The sequence below is a fragment of the Psychromonas saccharinae genome (assembly GCF_051201515.1).
Classification (GTDB): domain Bacteria; phylum Pseudomonadota; class Gammaproteobacteria; order Enterobacterales; family Psychromonadaceae; genus Psychromonas.
Genome location: NZ_CP195153.1, coordinates 567,598 through 584,585, shown reverse-complemented (window position 1 = coordinate 584,585; position 16,988 = coordinate 567,598). Strand labels below are relative to the sequence as shown.

13 protein-coding genes are annotated in these 16,988 nt (G+C 38.3%); 8 read left to right on the top strand and 5 right to left on the bottom strand.

Going from position 1 to position 16,988, the window contains the following annotated elements; all coding sequences use genetic code 11:
- The first annotated feature begins 65 nt into the window (after positions 1-65).
- From ACR30L_RS02595 to ACR30L_RS02585, 3 genes are all read left to right on the top strand, one after another.
- Positions 66-989, top strand: a complete 924-nt coding sequence (locus ACR30L_RS02595) for a TAXI family TRAP transporter solute-binding subunit (protein WP_435236489.1) — start codon at positions 66-68, stop codon at positions 987-989.
- A gap of 75 nt (positions 990-1,064) precedes the next feature.
- Positions 1,065-2,960 carry a TRAP transporter permease gene (locus ACR30L_RS02590; protein WP_435236488.1) on the top strand — a complete coding sequence of 632 codons (1,896 nt, stop codon included), beginning with the start codon at positions 1,065-1,067 and terminating at the stop codon, positions 2,958-2,960.
- A 309-nt stretch (positions 2,961-3,269) separates the two neighbouring features.
- A complete protein-coding gene (locus ACR30L_RS02585) occupies positions 3,270-5,183 on the top strand; it encodes an immunoglobulin-like domain-containing protein (RefSeq protein WP_435236487.1) in 1,914 nt (637 codons plus the stop codon).
- An 82-nt stretch (positions 5,184-5,265) separates the two neighbouring features.
- Here ACR30L_RS02585 and ACR30L_RS02580 read toward each other — a convergent pair whose 3' ends face one another.
- The 4 genes from ACR30L_RS02580 to ACR30L_RS02565 form a co-directional block, all read right to left on the bottom strand.
- Positions 5,266-6,012 (bottom strand): sulfite exporter TauE/SafE family protein, encoded by a 747-nt coding sequence (locus ACR30L_RS02580; RefSeq protein WP_435236486.1) that lies wholly within the window; start codon positions 6,010-6,012, stop codon positions 5,266-5,268.
- Positions 6,013-6,030: 18 nt separating this feature from the next.
- Complete coding sequence (locus ACR30L_RS02575; protein ID WP_435236485.1) at positions 6,031-6,354, bottom strand: ArsR/SmtB family transcription factor; 324 nt, start codon at positions 6,352-6,354, stop codon at positions 6,031-6,033.
- 190 nt (positions 6,355-6,544) lie between these two features.
- The gene (locus ACR30L_RS02570) at positions 6,545-7,459 is read right to left on the bottom strand and encodes a pseudouridine-5'-phosphate glycosidase (RefSeq protein WP_435236484.1); all 915 of its coding nucleotides are present in this window, start codon (positions 7,457-7,459) and stop codon (positions 6,545-6,547) included.
- 9 nt (positions 7,460-7,468) lie between these two features.
- Positions 7,469-8,557 carry a PfkB family carbohydrate kinase gene (locus ACR30L_RS02565; RefSeq protein ID WP_435236483.1) on the bottom strand — a complete coding sequence of 363 codons (1,089 nt, stop codon included), beginning with the start codon at positions 8,555-8,557 and terminating at the stop codon, positions 7,469-7,471.
- A 335-nt stretch (positions 8,558-8,892) separates the two neighbouring features.
- Here ACR30L_RS02565 and efeO point away from each other — a divergent pair, with 335 nt between their 5' ends.
- From efeO to ACR30L_RS02540, 5 genes are all read left to right on the top strand, one after another.
- The gene (efeO, locus tag ACR30L_RS02560) at positions 8,893-9,693 is read left to right on the top strand and encodes an iron uptake system protein EfeO (RefSeq protein WP_435236482.1); all 801 of its coding nucleotides are present in this window, start codon (positions 8,893-8,895) and stop codon (positions 9,691-9,693) included.
- Complete coding sequence (efeB, locus tag ACR30L_RS02555) at positions 9,694-10,944, top strand: iron uptake transporter deferrochelatase/peroxidase subunit (protein WP_435236481.1); 1,251 nt, start codon at positions 9,694-9,696, stop codon at positions 10,942-10,944.
- Positions 10,919-12,631 carry an FTR1 family iron permease gene (locus ACR30L_RS02550; protein WP_435236480.1) on the top strand — a complete coding sequence of 571 codons (1,713 nt, stop codon included), beginning with the start codon at positions 10,919-10,921 and terminating at the stop codon, positions 12,629-12,631. The genes efeB and ACR30L_RS02550 overlap by 26 nt, the downstream gene beginning before the upstream one ends.
- A 396-nt stretch (positions 12,632-13,027) precedes the next feature.
- Positions 13,028-13,405, top strand: a complete 378-nt coding sequence (locus ACR30L_RS02545; RefSeq protein WP_435236479.1) for a hypothetical protein — start codon at positions 13,028-13,030, stop codon at positions 13,403-13,405.
- Between the two features lie 505 nt (positions 13,406-13,910).
- Positions 13,911-14,639 carry a BRO-N domain-containing protein gene (locus tag ACR30L_RS02540; protein ID WP_435236478.1) on the top strand — a complete coding sequence of 243 codons (729 nt, stop codon included), beginning with the start codon at positions 13,911-13,913 and terminating at the stop codon, positions 14,637-14,639.
- A gap of 175 nt (positions 14,640-14,814) precedes the next feature.
- On the opposite strand, the gene ACR30L_RS02535 is transcribed toward ACR30L_RS02540, so the two are convergent.
- The gene (locus tag ACR30L_RS02535; protein ID WP_435236477.1) at positions 14,815-16,830 is read right to left on the bottom strand and encodes a methyl-accepting chemotaxis protein; all 2,016 of its coding nucleotides are present in this window, start codon (positions 16,828-16,830) and stop codon (positions 14,815-14,817) included.
- Positions 16,831-16,988 lie beyond the last annotated feature (158 nt).

Below are 16,988 nucleotides of genomic sequence, written 5' to 3'. Positions count from 1 at the left end.
ATTCATTTTTATCAATAGAATGACAGATAAAAATCTAAGCACGCTAAATAAATTAAGGAGTTGTTATGTTTAAACGTACTTTAATATTGGCTTTATTTTTTATATTCCCAACCATTGTAAGCGCCGCAAATTATTCCATCGGTACCGGTGGACAAAGTGGTATTTATTATCCCTTTGGTGGTGCATTAGCCAAAGTTTGGTCTGAACATGTCCCCGATGTTAATGTCACAGCAGAAGTGACAGCAGCCTCCGTCGAAAATACCATTAAAGTCGTTAGAGGCGACATGATTGCAGGTATTGCAATGGGAAATGTAGTGCTTGATGCCTATGATGGCGAAGGAAAATTCCCTTCTAAAATGCCCGTTCGTACCTTATTCGCTCTCTATCCAAACTTAATTCACGCATTAACACTCGATAACTCAGGTATTACCTCGTTATCACAATTAAAAGGTAAACGTATTTCTCTCGGTGCCCCTGCAAGTGGTACAGCGGTGACCTCGGCATCATTACTGGAATCAATGGGCATTGATGTGAAAAAAGATATTGATGCGGTTTACTTAAACTATTCAGAAACCACCAATGCATTAGCAAATGGTCAAATTGATGCAGGCTTTATTGTCGGTGGTCAAGGTGTTGGAGCAGTAACACAAATTGCATTAACTCATAAAATTAAAATTCTTCCTATCACAATGGAAGACAGCGCGGCCTTTATGAAAAAATATCCTGCTTATAGCACCTACGAATTACCCGCAGGCGTCTATAATAATGTAGGGGCAGTATCAACCCTTAGTGTTTGGAACGTGTTAGTTGTCAGTGAAAAAATGAGTGATGACATGGCATACAATCTAACTAAAGCAGCCTATGAAAATATTAGCGATGTTCGCAAAGTCGTTAAAATGGCAGAGATGACAACACCAGATAATGCAAATCGTTTACAAGGTGTTCCGATTCATCCTGGCGCACAAAAATACCTTGATTCGATCAAGTGACACTCGATTTTAAATAGGGGAATATTATTTCCCCTTCGTTCCATCTGTTTTTTAATATAAATTTAGGAGGCTAATATGGATACAGCAGTTAATGAAGAACAAGGGCCAGAAAATCAATTAGTCTACGAAAAAATGGTCACCTTCTTTGGCTATTTAACACTGGTTATTGCTGTTTGCTTATCTGTATTTCAAATTTGGCAAGGTATAAGCTCAACGATTTCAGCCACCTATTTTCGCCCGATTCACTTAACGTGGATATTAATTCTTGTATTTCTACATCATCCATTAATATCGAATCCTAAAAATCCATTATTTTTAATTGGTAAGGTGATTGATCTTTCATTCTGTGGATTAATTATCTTTGCCGGATATCGACTATTTGTGTTTGATTATAATGATATCAATCACATGCTATTTGGGTTACAACTCCCCGATATTATTGCTGGAGTATCAATTATATTATTACTCATGGAAGGCTGCCGCCGCACCGTCGGATGGGTGATGGTATTTATCGCTATGTTATTTTTAGCTTATAGTGGTTTTGGCGATATGTTACCCAGTGACTTAGCAATTAAAGCTTATTCATTACAGGAAATTATTCAATTTCAAATATTCTCATCCAATGGTGTCTTTGGATCCGCACTCGGTATCGCGGCTACAACGGTATTTATTTTTGTTTTATTTGGTGCTTTTTTAGAAGTCACGGGCGCGGGTAAATTCTTTATTGATTTAGCCTTTTCGATTGCCGGTAAATATCGAGGAGGACCAGCAAAAGCAGCGGTATTAGCGTCTGCGGGTTTAGGCTCCATCTCGGGCTCTGCAATTGCCAATACCGTTACGACAGGTTCGATTACCATCCCAATGATGAAAAAGCTAGGCTATAAACCCGAACAAGCCGCTGGTATTGAAGCAGCCGCATCCACGGGTGGGCAAATTATGCCACCGATTATGGGGGCTGGCGCATTTGTAATGGCCCAATTTACTGGCGTTCCCTATAGCGAAATCATGTTAGCGTCCATCGCACCTGCTATTTTATACTTCTTCTGCACCCTCTTTTATGTCCATTTAATGGCCTGCAAACTAAACTTAAAAGCAGTCAGTAAAACAGAAGCTGTCATTACAGTAATGAAAGACGGAGCACACCATTTAATTCCACTTATCTTTATCACCACATTATTAATGATGGCCTATTCTCCATTATTGGTTGGTGTTGCGGGTTGTGGGGCAATTTTAGTCGCTGCAGCGCTACGTAAACACAGCCGCATCGGATTACCACTTTTTATAAAAGGCATGAAAAACGGTGCGTTGATGGCGCTCCCCATTTCCGCAGCCTGTGGTGCAGCGGGCATTATAGTTGGCGTCGTTGGCCAGACCGGTGTGGGTTTGCAGTTTACGCAATTTGTGATGGATTTCTCCGGCGGGCATATGCTCATTGCATTAGGATTAATCTGTATCGTCGCTTTAGTGCTTGGCATGGGACTACCAGTCACAGCGGCTTATATTGTATTAGCCGTGATGGCCGTACCCATGTTAGGTGATTTTGGACTACCGCTATTAACCGCCCATTTAATTATATTTTGGTTATCACAAACCTCAAATGTAACCCCTCCTATTGCATTAGCTGCTTTTGCTGGTGCCGGAGTGGCCAATGCTAACCCCATGAAATCATCGGTCGAAGCCTTTAAATTAGCGGGTGGATTGTTCATTATTCCAATTATGATGGCATATACTCATTTAGTCTCTCCAGAAACAGGCTTTTTAAGTTTAGGGTTGTCAATTATTCAAACCTTAGCCGTTATTGTCGCCATTGCAGTTTCAATTGAAGGGTACTTTATTCATAAAATGAATGTAATGGAACGTGGAATAGCTTTCTTAACTGTCCCTCTAATATTGCTAAATCCATTAAATTTAGGCTTTGTAGGTATCTTCGTTATGATTGGTTTACTCGTAATTCAAATGCGAAGTAAATAATTATTTTGGTGTTGAGGTAAGCATTCAATTTATTCATTATTGAATGCTTACCGATTACCTCTATGTATTGAGTCCTTTCCCCTATTCTATAAAACATAACTTCATAACGATAAATCATCGATAAAATAACAAATAAAGCCATTTTTTATCAAAAAAAAATGTAATCAATTTAATTTCAAGATAGAATCACCATCCAGCATAAATAATGCATAAAAATAGCAATAAAAATGAAATATAAATGAATAACATTACATTTAATTAATCATCAAAAATAACAAACCTAAACTATTTAACAGAAAAGGACTTTCTATGTTGAAACACAATTCTTTAAAACTAGCCACTTTCATGACTTGCTCAATTGCACTTTCAGGATGTTTTGATAGTAACGATGATGAAGCAAGCAATGATCCAACTGCCGTAAGCATCACACTATCGGGAAGTTCTTCGCTTGAACTATTAGCTGGAGAATCTTTCACAGATCCGGGTGCAACCGCTGTAGACTCTTCAAATAATACACTCGTCGTTCAAACAGAAAACAACATTGATACCACAACGGCAGGAACCTACACATTAACATATAGCGCTTCCGACTCGTCTGGTAACTCAACATCAATCGGAAGAACCATCACTGTTTTACCTAGTGTCATTTTAAATATTCAATCAAATGATTATTTCACTGGTGATGCGATTGAAGGCAGCTCAATCAGTGTATCAACAACTGAAGATGGAACAAGTGTGACACGCACAGGTGTAACAGATGCTGATGGCGAAGTATCAATTCCTGTCGCGGATGATGCAGAAAGAATCATTATTAGTGGCGATTCCGATGGATATGGTGAATACAGTGAAATAACCACAACGGTTGATCAAGTTGTAGATTTGTTTTTACAGCCTGCGAATGGAGAGATTGAATTTACGCCTAGTGAAGAATCTACACTTACTGTTTCAGAAATAGATGTAGTTAGTTTACCGGCTAATGCGCTTGTTGATGAAAATGGTAACACACCGACAGAAACATTAACGGCTGAAATTACAATCATTGATCCAGGTGTTGATCCAAGCTTAATGCCAGGTAATTATGAAACGATCGATAGTACAACCGGTGAAGTAGAACAAATTGAAAGTTTTGGTGCTATCAATGTGACCTTCGACGATGCTGAAGGAAACCGTTATAACCTTGCCGATGGCGAAACAGCAACCATTAGAATTCCATTGGCGTCAGATACGACTTCTGCACCGGAAACTATTCCTCTTTATCACTTTGATGAAGAAACAGGTTATTGGAATGAAGAGGGTTCAGCAACACTCATCGATAATTCATATTATGAAGGAACTGTATCTCACTTTTCGACTTGGAATGCTGATTATCTTTACGAATCGATCCAAATAACCGGCTGTATTGAGAATAGTAATGGTACGCCAGCTTATTTAGCTGAAATAACCACGCAAGGTGTAGATTATTTAGGACAAGCTTGGAGTACTTCCGATTCTGAAGGGAATTTCAGCGTATCAGCAAAACCTAACTCAACGGTCTACTTATCTGCCACTAATCAAGGAGGTTTAAGTCGAACTACAACTATTACAACTGGCGATGAAGATGTGATCCAAAGTGAATGTATAACCTTAGAAGCCAGTGCTGCCGTGGTTACACTTACATGGGGAGAAAACCCTTCCGATTTAGATACTCAGTTTTTTGGTCCAAACTCAGAAGAAGGCGACACTAACTTCTTAATGTACTACTCTAACCCAACAGTAACGATAGACAATAGCAGTATCTGGTTAGATGTAGATGACGTCACTAGTTATGGTCCCGAAATAACAACCATTAGTTCATTTCCTTACCCAGGAAGATACAGCTACGCGGTTAACCATTTCTACGGTTCAAGTGATATCGCAGCATCACCAGCCCGTGTCGAGCTAGATTATAATGATGAAAAACAAGTATTCTCAGCACCGGAAGGAACCGCAACAACCTGTTGGGCGGTATTTGACTTCGTCGTTGACGACTCTGGCGCTGTTACCGTTGAAACCGTCGGTACCTGGGAAGATAGTACATATTGCCATGGTAATGGTAACTGGGATGAAGAAAGTGATATTGAATATAGCGATGAAGTCGGCGCTTATAGTTCAGATATTGAAGCAAGATCTCGAAGCTTACCTGTTATCAAAAACAATCCAGCAATACTCAAAGAGATGATTGAATCAAAATACTACGTAAAATAAATAATAGCGTTTTTATATAAAATAATATTTTTCAGAGGCCATATATCATCAGTATATGGCCTTTTTAATTACCTATATCATCTTAAAGCGTAAACATTAATCGCACTGCAAGTACTAAAATAACGCCACCTAAGAATTTTTTAACCACCAGAGGATGCATTTTTTTATGCATAACAATCGTACCAAGATAGCCACCAGCCCATGCTGCAACAGCGACCACGAATAACATTCCCCATGGTACAGAGCCCATTAATGCATAGGTCAAGAATGCAGAAAACGAAGAAAAAGGAACGGCTAATGCGGTGATCGTCACTACTTTTTTAGGATTAAATCCCTGCATAATCATCAATGGTGCAATCACACCACCACCACCGACACCTAATAAACCGGAAAGAAAACCAGCAACAACACCGGTTAATAATGGACCGATAAAAGGTTGGTCTTGACGATATTGATCCTTATATTTTGAGCTTTTAAAAAACAACATCATTATTCCTGAAAAAGTAAGGAATAAAATAAATATAATTAATAAGCTACGTGCAGCTATTAAATGTCCAGTCCATGCGCCAATCGGTGCAAGCAGAATAGAAGAAATAATGATAGGTAAACCCAAACGAAAATCTAATCGTTTATTGCGGATATTTGAATAGGTAGCGCCAACCATACTAATCCCATTACAAAATAATCCGACCGCCCTTGCCTCGGAAAAGGGTAAACCCAACGCAGACAGAGATGGAATAAGTACTAATGCAGAACCAATCCCGCCAAGTGCAAATATAAAACTCAGCACAAAGGCGACCACAAAGATAATTAATAATGTTATATCCACAACTTTTACCTCTAATGTTTATTTTAGCAACTCAACCTGATCATCTATCTTGGCTTGGATAATTTTTTCTACACAGGAAAGATCCTGCATCACACAGGGGACTCTTAAGCGGTAATACACCATTTTTCCTCGTTTCTCATCAAGCACCACTCCCGCCTGCTTTAACACCGAAAGATGTTTGGAAATCGTTGAAAAATCTGCATCAATAAATTCAGCAAGGTCACACACGCATTTTTCACCTTCGCTTAATTGCTCGACCATCCATAAGCGCGTTGGATGACCCAATGACTTTAAAATATTCGCTTTAGCTTCGATCAGTGCTTTATGTTTATCATTTAGCATTTCAATATCTCTTTCTTTATTATTTGGTTATATGGTAATTTAACCAAATAATAAAATGAAATAATAAGATGCGATAACTATTTAATTTTTTAGACAGATTGTCACTAAGGGGGAGGCTCGAATGTAGGGGAAACAGTATGAAAGGCTAACGCTAACTAAGCGAGACTTTCATACTTGATTAGGCGTTTTTTTATTTGCAATATTCGACAGCAATACCAGCAGCGACTTTTGCATTGTTATACACAAGTTGGATATTAGTCTCTAGGCTATCTCCACCCGTTAAGTCTTTCACTCTTGCTAATAGGAAAGGTGTCGAGTCTTTGCCTTTGATGCCTTGTTCTTTGAGCTCACGTAATGCTTGTTCAATCGCACTGGTGATTTGCTCTTTGTTTTCTTCATACTCGATAGGAACAGGGTTACCTACAACAAAGCCACCTTTTAGATTCATACTCCATTTTGCCTTCATCATATCAGCAACTTCTTTACCACTATCAACACGAGCATCAACACCAAAACCACTATCGCGAAGATAAAAAGCCGGTAAATTATCCGCACCGTAACCCAGTACCGTAACGCCCTGTGTTTCTAAGTATTCAAGGGTCAAACCAATATCCAAAATAGACTTAATACCCGCACACACAACCGTTACTTCTGTTCGAGCCAATTCAGTCAAATCAGCAGAGATATCAAAGGTTTCACTGGCACCGCGATGCACACCACCGATACCACCTGTAGCAAATACATTAACGCCCGCCATATTCGCAATAATCATCGTTGTCGCTACGGTTGTCGCACCATCTAAACCTTTAGCAACAACAATCGGCAGATCTCGACGACTACATTTAACAACATCTAGGCCTTTTTTACCGAGGTATTCAACTTCTTCTCGTGATAAACCGACTTTTAATTTGCCACCGATAATGGCAATCGTCGCAGGCACTGCACCATTATCTCGTACAACTTGCTCAACATTAAGCGCCGTCTCAACATTTTGAGGATAAGGCATGCCATGGGAAATAATAGTCGATTCAAGGGCAACGACGGGTTGGTTATTGGTCAAAGCATTTTTGACTTCATCACTAAGAACAACATATTGATTTAACATAATAATCCTCTACTGGTTGTTATTGATAATAGTATTAACGTTATCGATTGTTAGATCTGAAGCGATTGTTTCTTGATCAGCAAGCGTAATCGTACTCGCGCCAATACAAAAATCGACCAGATCTTCGTTATTTAAATTTTCACAAAATCCATAAATCATTGCAGCGGTAAAAGCATCACCGGCTCCCGTTGCATTAATGACCTTTGTTTTAATCGCCTTTCTGAAAAATCCCTGATGATTATCCTGATAATAAACACCACCACTGCCTAGGGTAATAAAAACACGTTGTATGCCTGAATTGACCAGTTGACGTCCCGCTTCCGCAATCATTTCTTGGTTATTTAAAGAAAGCCCAGTCAACGCCTCTGCCTCGGTTTTATTGACTTTTGCTGCATAGAACTTATTTAAAACAACCTTTGCTTTAACGGCTTTAGTAATAGAGACGGGATCTAGTACTAGCTTTGTTTTAACTAGATTATTCGCTAAATATTCAATGGTTTCTTGTGGCAAGTTCGCATCGAGTACAGTGAAGGGAGAATGGTCTATTTTGACCAGTAGTTTTTGAAAGTACGCAGGCGTTAATTGCTCGACGATTCCCATATCAGAAACGGCAATCACTAACTCACCTTGTTTATCTAGTACATATAAATAGGTAGAAGTTCGGTGTTCTGCAGTGGTAATTGATTGCTCCATATCAATGCCTAACAGCCTGGCATTGTCCTTTACCATTAGCCCTTCATTATCATCGCCAACCGCTGTAATAAGACGCGTATCCAACTTAAACTTACAAATATTATCTGCAATATTACGACCCACGCCACCGAGTGAAGCTTTAATCACACCGGGATTAGAATCTTCCATTAACAGATTTTCATTCGATTTTCCCTGTATATCAACATTTGCGCCACCAATAACCGTCACAGGATGAGAATACGCAATCACATATCCTTTTCCCATAATATGACCCTTTTTAACTAGGTTACTAATGTGAACCGCAACAGAGGTTCTTGTAATTGCCAGCAATGAAGCTATTTCTGCTTGAGAAATCATAGGGTTAGCTTCAATCAAGTCAAATATTTCACGTTCACGTTCAGTCATCACACCACCTTAAACTAATGTTTACACCCTAAACTTAAGTTTATTAAGTCATTTTACAGCAAACTTGTCAACATTTTGTACAAAAAAACCACATAAATAAAAGGTAAGTCAAACTTTTAATCATCAAAAATAGTACTCAATAAGAAAGCCAAAATTAATTTAATAAATCAAACCAACAGAATAAAATTTTAACTAGTTGATCTAAAATAACAAAATATACAATTAATAATGATTACCAATACCAAGTAATTAAAATACCCCATTGACAGCAGGTAATATATCGATAGAATCCACCACTAACGATAATGATTACCATTAAGACAAAAGGGATTACTATGAGCTTTAAAAAAACAACTATTGCATTAACTCTATTAGCATCGCTAACAATGGCAGGGACAGCACAGGCAGCGCAAAATCTTGATAGTGAATTGCAAGAATACAAAGAATTTGCAATCGAAAAAATCGATGGCCTTGTTACCCAGACTCAAGAGTTTGTTGATTTATTAGCAGCGGGCAAAATTGAAGAAGCTAAAGCCCTGTACCCAATTGTACGTATGAACTTTGAAACAGCGGAACCTATTGCTGAAAGTTTTGGTGATTTAGACCCACGTATTGATGCTCGTAAAGCCGATCTTGAACCAGGTGACGTGTGGACAGGCTTCCACCCTATCGAAGAAATCCTTTGGGTAAACAACACAACCGACGGGACTGAAAAATACACGACCCAATTAATGTCTGATGTTAAAGAACTTCGCGCAAAAGTGGCCACCGTTGAAGTAACCCCTGATCTCATGGTTTTAGGTGCAGTAGACCTACTTAATGAAGTATCAACCAGCAAAATATCTGGTGAAGAAGAAATATTCTCTCATACGGATCTTTATGATTTCCAAGGTAATATTGATGGAGCAGAGAAAATTTTCGTTATCTTCCGTGACAAGTTATCAGCATTAAATAGCGACCTAGTTAAAACACTTGATATGCGTTTTGGTGAAGTAAATCAACTACTCGCAGCTCAGAAAGTAGATGGAAAATTCAAATATTACACAGAATTAACCGATAAAGAAGTGGCTGGTTTAGCTGAAGCCGTTAATAAACTCGGTGAACCATTAGGGCAAATGGGTATTATTCTGGAGTAAATGATGAAAAGTAAACGACCAATAAAAAGTATGGATGAACCATCAAACTTATCTCGTCGTCGCTTGCTTAAAGGAGCCGCCATTGGCGGTTCTTCTCTTTTAATAGGGAAAGCAATCGCAGGACAATCTACCGAACCATCGTCACCGGTTATGGCGAATGCCTATGCAACTAGTGAAGTGCCCTTTTATGGAAAATATCAAGCCGGTATTACCACGCCAGCACAAGGCCATATTTACTTAATGGTACTAAAATTAGACAGCACTGACAGACAAGCTGTCATCAAACTTTTTAAAGAATGGACCAAACAATCGGCATTACTAACCCAGGGCAAAAATATCGCGCCTTACGGTAAAAATAAAATGGTACCGCCCGTCGATACTGGTGAAGCCGATAACCTCGCCCTGTATAATTTAACTCTAACCTTTGGCGTTGCCCCTTCTTTCTTAGAAAAACTAGGCTTACAAGATAAAGCCCCTGCAGACTTTAAACCTTTACCGCACTTTCCACGGGATCAACTGCAAGAACAATATACCGGTGGTGATATTTGTATTCAGTCTTGTGCCGATGACCCCCAAGTTGCATTTCATGCAGTCAGACAATTAGTGCGTTATGCACGTACATCAATGGTCTCAATGGTGTGGTCACAAAGTGGTTTTAACTCGCAAGATAATAAAAATGAAACGCCACGAAATCTATTTGGATTTAAAGATGGAACAGCCAATAAATTAACCTTAAACGACCCCAACAAACACATCTGGGTGAACGATCAAAATTGGATGAAAGACGGCAGTTATATGGCTGTTCGCCGAATTTTGATGCATATCGAAACATGGGATCGTACCAGTTACAGTGAGCAGGAAAACACCTTTGGCCGTGATAAAGCAACGGGTGCACCGATGGGACAAAAAGGTGAATTTACCGTTATAGATCCAAACTTAAAAGATGAAAAAGGCGAGCCAGTGATGCCTGCTAACTCCCACGTTCATCTTGCTCATAAAACCGGTCTACAAATGCTACGTCGCTCTTTTTCCTACGCAGAAGGTATTAATCCACGTACTAGTCAGCATGATACAGGACTACTGTTTATCTCTTTCCAGCAATCACCAGAGCAATTTATCAAAATTCAAAATTCCTTTGGTAACGTCGATAAAATGAATGAATATATTACCCATGTCGGAAGCGGTCTATTTGCCTGTTTCGGTGGCGTAAAAGAGGGGGAATATCTTGGACAAGCACTACTCGAAAGCTAACGTTTATCGCCTATTAAGTGGTTTTATTCTTTGCTTTTCAATTATGTTCAGCACGCATTCCTTTGCCGCTGAAAAAGTAAAATTTGCACCCGCCTACATTGCACTTTCCGATGCAATCGGCGCCACTAAAAGTAATGATCCTGAAGCGGCTAAAAAAGATCTTCACACCATGTCGGCCTATTTAGATAGCTTAAACATTGCCGATACCGCTAAAAAGCAGATTGTAATTAACGCGCTAGACACGGCTAAAACGACCCCTTCCGTGGACAACTTAACCGCTTTATCGTCGGTATTAATTCAACTGGAAAACTATGTTAATCCGGTTGACTATGCATCAATGCGCAAACAATTTATAAAGCGCGTGATGCCGCCTTATCATAAAATGGCAGAAGCCGTTGCCCAACAAGATCTTGATGCACTTCAAACAACCTTCAATGCATTCAATCGAGCCTGGGCCAAACGAGAACGTGTTGTTCACGAAACCAGTCTGGGTCATTATGGGCGCATGGAAACAGCGATAGCGTTACTCAATGTAGCCAAAGCACGTGACACTATTTCGTGGGATGAAATCGCATTACAAAGTGATAGCCTCGGTGCTACCCTCAATAGCTTTAATAATGGCGAAACTATTGCAACAACCAATAGTGATATGGGACTCGACGACGGTATTGCATTATTAAATACTGCGCTCAGTGATTATCAGCAAAATAACAGTGATGCTGGAAATCAAAACCTACTGACATTTATTCAAAACTGGCCAATTTTTGAAGGTCAAGTGAGTACCCGAGCACCCAGTCTATACACTCAAGTGGAAAGTCGATTACCTTTAATTATTGCAGCCGAAGGCAATGAAAAGAGTCAAGCAACACTGTCACAACTTATCACTGATTTGTCAGCATTAAACCCTGCGGCTAACTATACAGCAATGGATGCAGCCCTTATCCTATTGCGTGAAGGGTTAGAAGCCTTATTAATCGTTATTGCATTATTCTCAGCAATGAAAGCAGCCAAGCAAAAAACAGGGCAGCGTTGGATCGTTAGTGGTGCAGCACTCGGTTTAGCAGCAAGTTTGGTAATGGCATGGGGACTGGTAAAATTCTTACCTTCAAATATGGCTGGCAATACCCGTGAAATGCTCGAAGGCATTGTCGGTATTATTGCAGTGATCATGATGCTCTTTGTCGGTATTTGGTTACACAGTAAATCTTCTGCTGTGGCATGGAGCCAATTCTTGAAGAAACATACGGCATCAGCAGTGACAGCCGGTAGTTTTATTTCATTGGCAAGTTTAAGCTTTTTAGCGGTATTTCGTGAAGGCGCAGAAACGGTGCTCTTTTATGCCGGTATTTTGCCTAAAATTGAACTTAGCCAATTCTTTCTTGGCATTGCCATTGCGTTAGCTATTTTGGCCTTGGTTGCCTTTATCATACTGAAAACCTCCGTTAAATTGCCCATGCATGTACTCTTTAAAGTGTTTACTTGGTTGATTTATTTCTTAGGGTTCAAAATGCTAGGCGTCAGCATTCACGCATTGCAATTAACAGGTGATATCAGCATTAATGTACTCAGTACATTACCGACCATCAATGTCATTGGCTTTTTCCCAACGACAGAAACTCTGGTTGCGCATGTAATATATGTACTTATTGTTATCGCTTCGATTGCTTGGCAACGTAAGAAACAATAACCACCAGACTAAACGGATATAGGCACTCGCTTATATCCGTTATTTGTCTGTATTACCTTCCCAACATAAAATGCATATTATTGACAGCAAACCACCAGCATGCCGACCTGTTGGGTTCATCAACTGTGAATATTAATTCACGCTTGCCTTAATACTCCCAAAACATTGCCATTCTAAAAACGCATTACTGTTCCTTTCAATTAAATACTCCGACAAGGAATTTAACTTTTACTTACAACATACTCATAATATGGAAAAAAGTGTATGGTAATAGCATATTTAAATCATTAACTGCATGCTACCTTTCCATCAGAAAAGTGACATCTTAGAAGTTAATATAGCTGTTATACAATTGCGAGGTATTCTTTGACCGATTGGGAATCCATTAGAAAACTAATGAACACTGCAATAGACACCTGTGAAAAAATCGAATCACTTGGTATCGATGAAAGTCATAGATCTATTGTTGTTAATGATCATGTAACTATTCATGACTTTTTAATAAGTTCTTGGGTTGCACCTGAAAACTTAGCTAGAAAAGCTATTTGTAAAAGTCATGAATTAGGGCAATCGAAACCATATACTGATGAGTTAGCCAGAACGATAACTTCCGTAGCGAGTCTGTGTTCCGAATTAGTGAAATTGGAAAAGATTGAGCATAAGATTGGGCCAGACCAATCACCTTCAATAAAAAGTGAAGTAGAATCTTTATGTAAGTGGTATGAAGATTTTTGTCTACCATCAATACAAAAAGCGATGAAAGATAAGAGTTAGCCCTTAATAAAAATTGAATAATCAGGTAGCACGAGCTATGTAACCTCCTGCTCCACACAATCCTATCTGTGATTCTGCACAAAACGGTTCCTATTGACTATTACAGGTAAATATTTCTTCATAAATAGTTAATATTTATTCTCGTCTCTCTTAATGACAGTAAATCATATTGATTCAGAATCTCATTTACTGAAGCAGCACTACATTACAAGAAAAATAGATGAGGAATTACATAAGCGAAATGGTTTGTCTATTTGATCAAAACCAGCATCATAATTTGCAATATTTCCGTTGCACTCATCGTCTTTTATCGCTTTTCCACATGATTTAAATTTAACTTTTATTTGCAACATATTTATAATATGTAAAAAAGTGTATGGTAATAGCATATTTAAATCATTAACTGCATGCTACTTTTCCACCAGAAAAGTGACATTTTGAAAGTTAATGTAACTGTTAAGCCAAATTCAATGTTATTTTTTAATTATTCATGAGGTGTAAGTTTATGGCGAATAATCAAATCTTACTTTCATACCCTGATTCAGAGAATGAGATCAGAACTGTTAGCGAAGATTCTACTCTTTATTTTTCGTTATTTGACGTGGTTAAAACTTTAGCCTCTCAAAATGTGGAATTAGCGAAAGGAACAGGCAGGAAGCCAGATGGTCTTGGGGGATTAATAAAAGCTCAATTGGAGGTGCTTGCTAAAGATGAATTTAGATATATAAGTGATGCACCTTATGTTTCCGAACCAGGTCTTTTTAGAATTATTCTTAGAGATGACAGTGATGCCTGTAAGAAATTTCAGCGCTGGGTACTTCATGAAGTACTTCCGTCAATAAGTAAATATGGAACATATCCACCTCCGCTTGTCGAACAAAACTCCGATGTTAAGCGAATCGTACAGTCTTTACTTTTAGAAATAGAGGAAAGAGAGGCATTAGAGAGAAGAACAAAAGAACAATTCAAAAAACACGAAATCATGTTAAATGATCTAAGTAAAAAAATTGCAAATGTAAGTCAACCTAATATATCTGATGATTTTATTTCAGTTCATAGTTATTGCCAAACAAATGGAGTTGAGCCTTCCCAAGAGCAATTAATATTAGGATGGTGTTTTAAAATTACTTTTGAAGAACAATCACTTAGTAGCAAAAAAATTGTGGATGGTAAGGAAGTCCCTCATTTTCCCGAATATGTTATAGCCAATGCCTTTAAAAACATAAATGGATAGTTATAGGTCTAATCAGATAGCAGGGGGTCTCTAACCTCCAGCGATTCACCTGCATGCGACTCCGCACGACACGCTTTCCATTAACCATTACAGATTAATATTCCTTAATTATAACAAATAGTTACTGAAATATATGCTTTGCTTTCATCCATTTTTCTACGCCTAGATAAAATATTTAATTAACAGAGTTGGTATTAATATTAAATTGCCCGATTAATTTAGATTGCCCTTCTGACACTTTAAGTAAATTTTCACTATTTTCCGACGCATTTTGCGCGTTGGCAGCAATATTTTTGGCGACATCAGAAATTTCAACAATACTGACAGCGACATCTTTAGCTACAGCACTTTGTTGCTCTGATGCAGTGGCAATAGAACGGCTCATATCATCAACCGCTTTCAAATGATTAACCATAGTGACTAATGAGTCATAACTGGCATTGGTTTTATCCACAGACTGTTCTGCTTGTTTCAAATTCGTTTCTACAATTTGTACCGCATTTTTAGAGTTACCCTGTAAACTTTTAATCATATTACCAATTTCATTTGCAGAGGTTTGCGTTCTGGTTGCAAGAGAACGAACTTCGTCTGCAACAACGGCAAATCCTCTTCCCTGTTCGCCCGCTCTTGCTGCTTCAATCGCTGCATTTAATGCCAATAAATTAGTTTGCTCACTGATCGATTGAATAACAGATAATATTTCATCAATTTGTTGAGATTGGCGATAAAGTTCTTGGATAACTGTGGACGCATCATTTAAGGATAACTGCAGCTCTTCAACAAATTTTAAATTTACTTGAGTAGCATCAATATTACGATTAGCTAAGCTCACCACGTTTTCGACAGCATCACTCGATTCAACGGCATGTCGCGCGACCTCATCAACAGCTTGCTCCATTTCAGTCACAGCGGCAGCCATTGAATCCGTTTGGCGTTGTTGTTTTTCAATTTCAGTAAAGATATCAGCGCCTTGTTTTTGCCCTGTCACTGCTAATTCATTAACCTCATTATCTGCATATTTGATATCTGCAATTAATCCTCTCAAATGCCCTGTTAACACTTTAATGCTACTCGCAATATCGCCTAGTTCCGATTGAAAAGTATTATTAATGTTGTAGGTTAAATCGCCCTGAGATAATTTAGACAAGGATAATTTTATTTCGTGTAACGGAGTTCTAATTGCACGGATAACGGTATAAGTAACAATAAGAGAAATAATAATCGTAGAGAGCAATAATAGATTATTTAACAAAGAGAAAAATGCCGCATCTGAATTTGCTTCTTCAAGCGAGGTAGACGCTAAACCACGGATTTTAATGGTCACGTCATCCAATGCGGATAATATTTTTTCAACCTGTAATGCCTGCAATTGAATTAGTTCACTACTTTCTGCATTAAGCTCAAGATAACGCTTATGCTGCAACAATAATTTATCGGGATTTTCAATTTGAGACGCTAACTCATCGATATATTCCTTCAAGGTATCTTCAGCTTGTGGAAACTTACCATATACGGTCTTGAGTTTTTTTCTGATATTTTCTAAATTTGAGTTTAATTTCGCTTCTGATTCTTGAAACTGTTCTAATGATGTAATACTAATTATTTTGGATAATAATTCCCCCGTTGCATAACCTTCTTTTCGTACAAACTCTAATACCCAAGCAGCTGAATTACGCTCCTCTTTTGCTTCATCAATAACATTCGACACCTTGGTATCAAAATATACCCAAATGGAATTAAAGGTAGAAAGTTCAGTATAAGCCAACTCATGTGCAGCGACACGCTGATCATGAATAACAATGTCATGTTTCAATTGTTCATTGGTCTGTTGGGCTTCGACATCTATTTGTTGCAATAATGCGGTAATACCAAGATTTTCATCCAACCCAGTCATCACTTGCTTATATTTTTGATTATATTGTTCGATGGCAACATTAATATCTTCTGCGAAAGCTTTTCGCTTTTGAAAATCCATGGTATTGGCATGAATTAAAGTCAATCTATTTGCATTTTGTAACGCTTTTCCCAGTTCATTTGTGTGATCTAATAAAACCGTTAATGTAGAAGCATTTAACGCTAATTGTGCTTCCATTTGGCGCTGTGAATAACCAGCAGATAAACTTAGTGCGATGGCACTTAGGGTAACAATACTAAAACCAATGACAATACGTTGAATTAAAGTGATTCGCATATTATTTTAAACCTTTATTAACTATTCTTTATTAATACTATATTACTTTATTATTAAGGGGCTTATTATAAGAGACAACCGACAACGTTAACTGTGCATTGAGGAATTAACAGAGTTGTGAGCATCCAAACGAAAGGGAAATAAATAAAAAGAAGTTA